This window comes from Reyranella soli (assembly GCF_007992495.1).
Classification (GTDB): Bacteria; Pseudomonadota; Alphaproteobacteria; order Reyranellales; family Reyranellaceae; genus Reyranella; species Reyranella soli.
Genome location: NZ_BKAJ01000114.1, coordinates 38266 through 46496, shown reverse-complemented (window position 1 = coordinate 46496; position 8231 = coordinate 38266). Strand labels below are relative to the sequence as shown.

Genomic DNA, 8231 nt, shown 5'->3' with positions numbered 1-8231 from the left:
CGGAAAACGCTCTAGGGATCACAAGGTGAGGAGTTCGAACCTCTTTGGGCGCGGCATTTACCTGAACGTGTGTGTTTCAAGCTGGACGGCGTTTTTGGGCGACTGCTCCGCTGCAATCGACGACATGGGCCCGTCGCGCCGGAGCCCTACCCCTACCCCGACTTGCGCGCTACGATGGTTTGCAATCCGCAATGATCCACGCAAGCGGATTGCCTGGCCGCAGAATCACGACATCCTTCCAAAGGGAGCGTCACGCATGGCGCCGCGCACATATGCTGCAGCTGTGATGATCTTCCTGAGTTTCACGATCTACGGGCAGGCTGCCGACTTCGGCGACGTAGACTGTTCCATCGGCTCAAAGATGAAGCAAACAACGATCATGTGCCTTCCCCGTGTTCCGAGGTCGTGGATTGTCTGTACCGGCTTTCCCGATTCCCGAGGCGAGGGGCTATGGAAGGATACGGGAGTTCCCTGTGATCAGCCCCCGCCTCGCAGCCCTGCCGAGTACCGGCCGACGACAGTTGTGCTCCATCCTCCACCGCTTGCGCCCGACGCAAAGCGTGTCATCGACCAGTTTCTCGGCATCTACTTTCATTGCACGTCGACGTCCAAGGTGGGCTGGACTGGTGACGCCTGCGCGGAGATCACCCAGGAATTCATTCGTCAGGCCGAAGCTGCCAATGTCCGTTATGCGCTTGTCGCTGCCTTCGAAAACGATGTCGCGAAGCGGACCAGGGGCGACGCAGTTGGCATCCCTCTCGGGAGCGAGCTGCAGTGGACGGTCTCGTTCAAAGCGGGGGATACCGGGAGCTTCTCCCTGAATCAGGAAATCACCGGCGTCGTCGAGATGGTGGCGGGGATCTGGTCAGTACGGCCCATCATCATCGGCGGGGGTATCAACATGGAAAGCCGCACGACACGTAAAGACGCCGTTGGCGGGGCGAAGGACTTGCTCAAAGAGGACTTCAACTATTTGTTGGCGGTCCACTGACCTTAATCTCGTCGCTGTCTGTGTTGCTACGGCAGACAACGCTGAGAGAGGGTCTGAGGATCGTAGGACTTTTGCTCGCTCTTCAAGGTTCGCCGCAATATTCCAGAAAGCACGACCACAAACAGCAGGACGAGAGGGATTCCCAGCCACGCGTTTTCCTCCTGAAAGAACGCTCCGGACACGACACCGAACAGCAGCACGCCAAGGAGCGTAAGCAGGAGGGCGCCGCAGAGCACGATCGACAGAATTCGGCTGGCCGGGCCTTCGCCTTCTCGCAAGATGATGCTTTGCCGTTGTGGAGGGGGAGCCGCTCGAAGAGGTCCGTCACGAAAGCTCGATAGATCGCGACGTCCTTCACTCTGCCCAGCTCAATCAGCATCCCGAGGCACTCGCCGTCGGTGAACAGGATGTCGCATCTGACGAACGGCTCTTCAGCACTCCGTTCCAATTACAGTTCGATCGCGACGATGTCGTCGAATGTCCGCCGGCGCACGACGGTCCAGGCAAGTGCGCAGCTTTCCACGACGACGCCATGACCATGCCCGCCTGTGCTCGATGTGGGCAGAACAAAGCTGGTAGCGACATTGTCCGGCGCGGAAGGATTGGCATCCTGCATGGCCAGTCCTGGCATCCTCTTACTGATTTGGACCTTTTCATGCTCGACCTGCGCTGGCAAGCGACGTCGCGCCTCAGCACTAGAGTCCAGACATGCAGCGCCGTAGGGGGCTGCTCCCGCCCGTCGGAAAGTTGACGCACGGCAGGCGGCATGGGACCGTTGGCCGGTCACACGCTGAGGTGGTGATGCTCAACCGCTCACTGCGCTGGATGCTCGTTGCGCTTGGTCTCAGTGCCTTCCCTCCGATCGGTGTCTCCGCGCAAGGCGCGCCGTCCACGCCCTTGCCGGCTGGCGTGACCGCCTGCAAGTTCAGCGCGCTCAGCAACGACCCGGATCCGGCCGGTCTCAATGTGCGTGAAGCGCCGGACCGAAACGCCCGTGTCCTCGGCCGTCTGCCGCCCGTGGAGATTGGCGGTGAGTCCGTCCTGGCGGTGATCCATGTGATTGGTTACCGCAAAGGCTGGTTTCTCATCGAGGTGGGGGACGGACCCGCCTACGACGACACCAACCTTCCGCCGCACCGGCTAAAACCCTACAGCGGCCGCGGCTGGGTCGCGGGGAGCATGCTGACGGCGGGACTCTTGCGCAACACGCTGAAGCAAGCGCCAAGCGAGCGATCTGCGGACGTCATCGATCTGCGCGTTCTCGACAAGGACGGAATCCCTCTCACCGACCCTCAGCACGTCAAGATGCGCCGCATCATTGCCTGTTCCGGCGATTGGGTGCAGGTGGAGGTCGCGCTGGAGAAGGGCATGAAGCCGCTGCTTGAGAGTGGTGCGCCGAAGGGCACCGTGCGTGGCTGGGCTGACGGGACCTGCGCCGAACAGTTTGCGGTCTGCCCCAATCCAGACACGCCGTGGTCGCCGCCCGCGTCGCTGCCGCCAGAGTGATCGCCTCAGCTCCATTCGACAGGTGAACGCCGTACGTGCGAGTCCGCGTCGCTCGCGATGATCGTGGCCGAAGTGCCGAGGTGGAAAAGCGTCGTTGAAGCTGCAAAGATCAGCGCAGTGACCGCGAAGCCCAACCCGACCCATCCATGAGGACAGTGCGTGCCGCCGGCCTTGGGGCACTGAGCGTGGCGACCCTGCTGGCGGCGTGCGCCCCGGCATCATCGCCGCCATCCGAGGCGGCATCGCAGCCGGCCAACGTCGGACTGGCGAAGCTCGCGGCGACCAGATACCACGACTCGGGTGACTATATGCGTGACCTGGCACGCGCCGCCGCGCCGGCCAACGATTGGCTCCGGCAGCGGGCAACCCAGGTGGCGCGAGCGGCCTTGGTGCTCGACATCGACGACACCGCGCTCACCAACTGGCCGGTCATTCTCGCCAATGACTTCGGTCGCTTCGCGACCGGCCCATGCCTACTGCCCGAAGGACCGTGCGGCTGGCACGCGTGGGACCTCCGCGGCGAGGACCAAGCGATCGAGCCGACCTTGCAGGTATTTCGGACCGCGCGCTCGCTGGGCGTGGCGGTCTTCTTCATCTCTGGTCGCCCCGAAAGCGAGCGGGCCGCGACCGAACGCAATCTCCAGGCCGCAGGCTATGCCGGCTACGAGCGGGCGTACTTCACGCCCGATGGCGCACGGTTCGCGACGCTGGTTGACTTCAAGGCACCGACCCGCCGCACGATCGCGGCGATGGGTTACACCATCATCGCCAACATGGGCGACCAGATGTCCGATCTCGACGGCGGCTACGCCGAACGAACCTTCAAGCTGCCCAATCCGTTCTACTACATACCCTGACATCCTCCGGGCTCAAGGCGAGGGCTGATCGCGGTCAGGAACGGTGTTGGAAACTCCCATCGAATTCCCAACGGCCCGGCGAGGCGATTGACGTGCAACAAAGGGCCGATTCCGGCACAAAAAGTGGCCTGAAACGTGCGACGATCTATATTCAAAAAAGCCGACAGATCAATGACTTAGTCATTTCTGGCCTTCTAGCTACGGATCAGAAGGTTAGGAGTTCGAATCTCTTCGGGCGCGCCATTTACCTGAGCTCGTATGTTTCAAGCTGGCCAGCGTTTTCGGGTTGCTCTGGTCTGATCAACACAGAGAACGAACAGGGGGAATCGGTCGCACGTGCGAGTCGCACGCGTTCAGACGTGCGACTCGGGCGCTCCGCCCCTCGGCTTCGGTTGGGCCGCCAGTACGAAGCGATCATCGCCTCGATCTCTGCTTCCATCTGTGCGAAACCATCGGCCGCCTGGCCTTCTTCGATGTCGTTGCTTTCGCTCAGCTCGGCGCGGAGGCGCTTTCTCAGTCCCTTGAGATTAGCGAGCTCGCTTGAAACGTCCTTCCCCACCGCAAGCAACTGGACGCGACACGCGTACCCCGGCGGCGCCGTATTAGTGGCAGCAGATCGGCATTTGTTGCCCGCAGTTCGCATGTGATCGGAAAGGCTTTTGTCCGCAAAATCGTCGCGGCCGTGATCGGTCACCCGATTGCCACGGCCGAAAATGCCAGCCGCCGACGCCTGGCGCTTGTGCAGTAGCAAGGCTGAGAACGTCGGCCTAGCGGTCTTGGCCATCGATAGAGAACTGCAAGATCGAGAGACCCGTCGCAACGCAGGCCCTTTCTTCTGAAGAGGATACGGTCGCATCGCCAACAGATTCCGCCATCCCGAGGTCCACGAGTTCACAACGCGGTCGGGAAGATTCATATCTACCCGCCGGCGAGGGCCAAGAGGCCCGACACTATGGCTCTGCGCAATTCCGCTGATCCCGACGCGTTCCACCATATCGAGCCGAAGACGCAACCTACCCGATATTGCTGTGCAGCCCGAGTTCGGGGGGGCGGCGTCAGGTCCCAAGAGCCTCGCTGAGGCTCGATAAGGTTGAGTGTTTTAAGGCGATACCAGCTTAGATGGTAGCGCCTCACGCGCGTCTCCCAGCTAGCCCCTGTTCGCTCCGGCGGAGCAGTACTCAGTGCCGATGGTCGAGAGGATGCTCTGCGTCGCTGGACGTCCGATCGTGCCGCGGCATCGGTCCCCAGCAATACCCGCTCGCGATCACGGTTCCGATCGCATCGAATGATTGATCGACGGACGAGAACTTGCGACGAATGCGCTTCATCATGCCACGAACATTGACCTCGTAGCCTCTCTCGCCCGATCCGCTGATGAAGCCCTCGTAGTGCACCCTGTCGTGGATGCTGCGGAAGCTCACCGGCGTGCCAGCGGCTGCCACGAGCGTGGACACGACCTTGTATTCGCTGAGGGTGAGGCCGATGTCGTGACCCCGCCACTCGGCGCGGGCGGTGCCGGGGTGCAGCACGAGGTCACCGCACCGCACCGCCTCCGGCGGCCGGGGCCTGGCGCCGACCAACAAGCGCAGACGCGACGTGAGCACGTCGATGCCGCGGACCTTGTCGACAAAGTCGATGGCACCATGGCGCAGGGCCTCGAGCTCGCGCTCGACAGGAGATTGTCCCGTCAGCAGGACAACCGGCACCTCCCAGCCGCCCCCACGCAGCGCCTGCAGGACGGCAATCCCCGACATTCCTGGGAGGGTCCAGTCCAAGAGCACCAGTTCTGTGCGAAGGCCTTCCTGCAACGCCGCCAGCAGCGATTCGCCGTCCCAGAACGCCTGGACAGTGAAGCCACGATCGCGCAGGTCCCCGGCGAGTGCCTCTGCATAAAGCGGATCGTCGTCGACGAGCGCAACGGGTGTCGAAACCCGGTCGAAGGCCGAAAGATTAGGCTCGCTCCGGGGCCGCGTGTCTGCGCGCTCGCTGTCCTGCGCGGCCTTTTCTGCAGAGCCGAGAAAAGCCATTTTTTCCCAACCTTGGCAGCACTTTAGCATCGGCTACCGGATTTTCGCAATATGAGTGCATATATATGCGCTGTGAGAACGCATAGCGTGCGCTTGGGGCGGCCCGGGGCCAGACAACTGCAGCAGAGAGGCGAAATCTTGCGCTACACCCCAAACCAAACCGGCATCCGAAGCCGGCCGCGCCAGAGAATGAAGCCGCCGACGCCAATGCCCAGGCAGCTGAAGGCCAGATCCTCAATGCATGCGTGACGTCGTGGAGCCACTGCTTGTCCCGCTTTCAGGATCGCTGCCCAGGCGCCAAGGAGATTGCATTGACCGGGAGGGACGGTCCTTTCGGACCGCCAGACCCATGACGATCATTGTCCCAAGATAGGCACCCAGGCGCTCGGCATGACCGCCCAGCGCAGTTCGCCTCATCGCATCTGCCGGCAACCACGCAGCTGCGAGAACGACGATGCAGCCGGTGAAAAGAAAGTGCAGCACGAAAAGTAAAACCTTGGACATCCCCCGGTCGAGCCTCGTTCTTTTCCCGGCTAGCCGGGGCAACGCGGCGCAAGCGTCATGATGTGCAAGAAAAACTCTTTGATCCGAAAGAGATACAGCCCACTTTGGGGCGGCATGGGAACGATCTTTCGGTGTCCTGCCCGACTCGAAAGTGTCTGCGGCGGCAGCGCACGACCGGTGCTCTATTCGTCACCCCCGGATCACTGCTTTGTCACGTATGTTGCTGCGCAGCTGGAGAACGTCTAACCTTATAACTCAAGATGAAGGACTATCGCCTTTGCGCAATGTGAGGATTCGCGGGAAGATCGCAAAAGACGAATGGCCGAAGATCGCCGCCCGTTTCCACAGCGGAGAGAGCTTCACGCAGATCGCCCGGAGTTATCACTGTACCGCTCCTGCGATACGGTACATTGTCAATCGCGTTTCCAACCGTGAGGGTCGGAGAAAGATGGAGCGCGATACTCAGGGCAAGATCGCGTTGGTCACGCCAATCGCGACGAGCCGTCGGTCCACCCGGCCTGCGAACGCCAATGTCCGCTCTCAAGCCAAGCCGTCTCGGGGCAATTTCTCGGCCGACTCTCCGGTCAAGGACGTCTGGGGCCGCATCAACATCGACATTGCGACCTTCCTGACCGCAATGGAGTCTCTGTCAGCGGATGACAGCGAGGAGAACTACCAGGCCTTGCTGGACGCAACCGATCGCCTACTGTGGGGAAGCGCCCGGACGCGTCTGGAACTGGAGCGCCTCCTCGGCAATGCGAAACGAAGCCAGGCCGTCCGCCGCCTGTCAGGCTGACTCGCGGCCATTTCAGTAGGCGTTGGTACCCCGGAAGACGGCGGGGATGGTCATCAGCAGAATCTTGATGTCCAGCAGCAGCGACCAGTTGGCCATGTAGTAGCGATCGTACTCGAGCCGTCGCTTCATCTCCTCGATCCTTCCGATTGCACCTCGCAGCCCGTTGACCTGCGCCCAACCGGTGATGCCGGGTTTCATGCGGTGGCGCCCGAGATAGCCTTCGATGAGGCGGGCGTACTTTTCGTTGTGAACCGCGGCATGCGGCCTGGGTCCGACCAACGACATTTCACCGCGCAGCACGTTGAACAGTTGCGGCAGCTCGTCGAGGCTGGTCCGCCGCAGGAAGCCGCCGACGCGCGTGACCCGAGGATCCTTGCGGCGGGCCGGAGGAACGTCCGGATCCGGATCCGGATCGCGATGCATGCTCCGGAACTTGAAGATCCAGATGCGCTGGTTGTTGACGCCATAGCGCTCCTGGCGAAACAGCACAGGACCGCGGCTGTCGATTTTGACCAGTAGTGCGATGATGAGCAGAACAGGCAAGAGCCCGACTAGCAGGATCAGCGTCAGGGCGAGGTCCTCGAAGCGCTTCAAGGGAGCGCCCCATCCCGTCAGAGGCCGCCGCTGCACCTTCAACGTCGGTATTCCGGCCAGCAGGCTGAACTCCGTCGGCGGATAGTCAATTTCAGGAATGCCGGCATCAACCCTGACTTCGACCTGACACGCCGCGAACTTCGACAGCGCGTGGTTCAAAGCGCCGGGAGACCGCCAGGGCATGGCGACGACGATTTCATCCACGCTCCCCGCATCGGCCAGCGCCACCAGGCAATCGCCGTCGCCCGCGACGCTGCCGATGGTCGGCGCAATGTCACCATCGATGAACACGCCGACGAGATGCGCCTCCTCGCCGCCCTGCCTCAACCGCTGCGCGAGATCGACAGCCTCCCGCCCCGCCCCGAACACCGCAAGCCTGCGAACCAACCGGCCTTCTCTCCTCCATCGCCGGATTCGTCCACTCGCGAGGTATCTGGTGGCAGCCAGGAACGACAGGGCGCCGGCAAACCACAGGAAGGTCCAACCGCCCCAAAATTCCCAGGAGTGCCCCGAAACGACGGTTATGAGCGCCACCGCAAAAAACGCGCCGGTCCAGGCGACCGCAACCTTGGTCAATTGAACCGCCAGCCGGGCGGCACTCTCCATCGAGTAGGCATGCGCGAGATGCAAGAAGTTCACGGTGGCCGTCGCACCGAGAACGACCCCAAGCGAATGGGTCAACGAACCGGTACCGCGTGACGAGAAGAGCGCGCCGATCGTCAATCCCAGGATTGCGATGCCGAACCAGTCAGAAACGCGCAGCAGACCCGGCAGGCGCGTCTCGAGATCGACGTAGGATGCCGGCGATGAGGCGAAGGGCGCCGCTCGGAACACCCCGAAAACGCCGACCGTGCCACGACGCATCAAGCTGCCATCGCTGGGCATCGCTTCTCCTGCTGTCGCAAGTCGTCAAGCGCTCCGCTCGACCGGCACTCAACCACGAACAGCTACCGTTG

General features: G+C 62.2%; 9 protein-coding genes. 4 read left to right on the top strand and 5 right to left on the bottom strand.

The window, feature by feature from the left end; genetic code table 11:
* Positions 1-991, top strand: a 991-nt coding sequence (locus tag RSO01_RS30505) for a hypothetical protein (RefSeq protein WP_218037507.1), incomplete at its 5' end; no start/stop codon positions are given.
* A 26-nt stretch (positions 992-1017) separates the two neighbouring features.
* Here the strand turns inward: RSO01_RS30505 and RSO01_RS30500 are convergent.
* Both RSO01_RS30500 and RSO01_RS47650 read right to left on the bottom strand, forming a co-directional pair.
* The gene (locus tag RSO01_RS30500) at positions 1018-1269 is read right to left on the bottom strand and encodes a hypothetical protein (RefSeq protein ID WP_147154339.1); all 252 of its coding nucleotides are present in this window, start codon (positions 1267-1269) and stop codon (positions 1018-1020) included.
* A 170-nt stretch (positions 1270-1439) separates the two neighbouring features.
* Positions 1440-1607: a hypothetical protein gene (locus tag RSO01_RS47650; protein ID WP_170303475.1), complete on the bottom strand. Its 168-nt coding sequence runs from the start codon at positions 1605-1607 to the stop codon at positions 1440-1442.
* Positions 1608-1792: 185 nt separating this feature from the next.
* Here RSO01_RS47650 and RSO01_RS30495 point away from each other — a divergent pair, with 185 nt between their 5' ends.
* Positions 1793-2497 carry an SH3 domain-containing protein gene (locus RSO01_RS30495; RefSeq protein ID WP_147154338.1) on the top strand — a complete coding sequence of 235 codons (705 nt, stop codon included), beginning with the start codon at positions 1793-1795 and terminating at the stop codon, positions 2495-2497.
* Between the two features lie 185 nt (positions 2498-2682).
* Positions 2683-3354: an HAD family acid phosphatase gene (locus tag RSO01_RS30490; RefSeq protein ID WP_246158931.1), complete on the top strand. Its 672-nt coding sequence runs from the start codon at positions 2683-2685 to the stop codon at positions 3352-3354.
* Positions 3355-3598: 244 nt separating this feature from the next.
* Here RSO01_RS30490 and RSO01_RS30485 read toward each other — a convergent pair whose 3' ends face one another.
* Both RSO01_RS30485 and RSO01_RS30480 read right to left on the bottom strand, forming a co-directional pair.
* Complete coding sequence (locus RSO01_RS30485; protein ID WP_147154336.1) at positions 3599-4138, bottom strand: hypothetical protein; 540 nt, start codon at positions 4136-4138, stop codon at positions 3599-3601.
* A gap of 394 nt (positions 4139-4532) precedes the next feature.
* Positions 4533-5381, bottom strand: coding sequence for a response regulator transcription factor (locus RSO01_RS30480; RefSeq protein ID WP_170303474.1), 849 nt, complete (start codon positions 5379-5381; stop codon positions 4533-4535).
* Positions 5382-6102: 721 nt separating this feature from the next.
* Here RSO01_RS30480 and RSO01_RS47645 point away from each other — a divergent pair.
* Positions 6103-6681 (top strand): hypothetical protein, encoded by a 579-nt coding sequence (locus RSO01_RS47645; protein WP_170303473.1) that lies wholly within the window; start codon positions 6103-6105, stop codon positions 6679-6681.
* A gap of 12 nt (positions 6682-6693) precedes the next feature.
* Here RSO01_RS47645 and RSO01_RS30470 read toward each other — a convergent pair whose 3' ends face one another.
* Positions 6694-8160 (bottom strand): undecaprenyl-phosphate glucose phosphotransferase, encoded by a 1467-nt coding sequence (locus tag RSO01_RS30470; RefSeq protein WP_147154333.1) that lies wholly within the window; start codon positions 8158-8160, stop codon positions 6694-6696.
* Between the last annotated feature and the right edge of the window lie 71 nt (positions 8161-8231).

What these genes read in the sequence shown, in the direction of transcription:
- RSO01_RS47650 (WP_170303475.1), bottom strand. Translation starts at nt 1,607, where the DNA reads ATGCAGGATGCCAATCCTTCCGCGCCGGACAATGTCGCTACCAGCTTT.
- RSO01_RS30495 (WP_147154338.1), top strand. Translation starts at nt 1,793, where the DNA reads ATGCTCAACCGCTCACTGCGCTGGATGCTCGTTGCGCTTGGTCTCAGT.
- RSO01_RS30485 (WP_147154336.1), bottom strand. Translation starts at nt 4,138, where the DNA reads ATGGCCAAGACCGCTAGGCCGACGTTCTCAGCCTTGCTACTGCACAAG.
- RSO01_RS30480 (WP_170303474.1), bottom strand. Translation starts at nt 5,381, where the DNA reads ATGGCTTTTCTCGGCTCTGCAGAAAAGGCCGCGCAGGACAGCGAGCGC.
- RSO01_RS47645 (WP_170303473.1), top strand. Translation starts at nt 6,103, where the DNA reads ATGTTGCTGCGCAGCTGGAGAACGTCTAACCTTATAACTCAAGATGAA.
- RSO01_RS30470 (WP_147154333.1), bottom strand. Translation starts at nt 8,160, where the DNA reads ATGCCCAGCGATGGCAGCTTGATGCGTCGTGGCACGGTCGGCGTTTTC.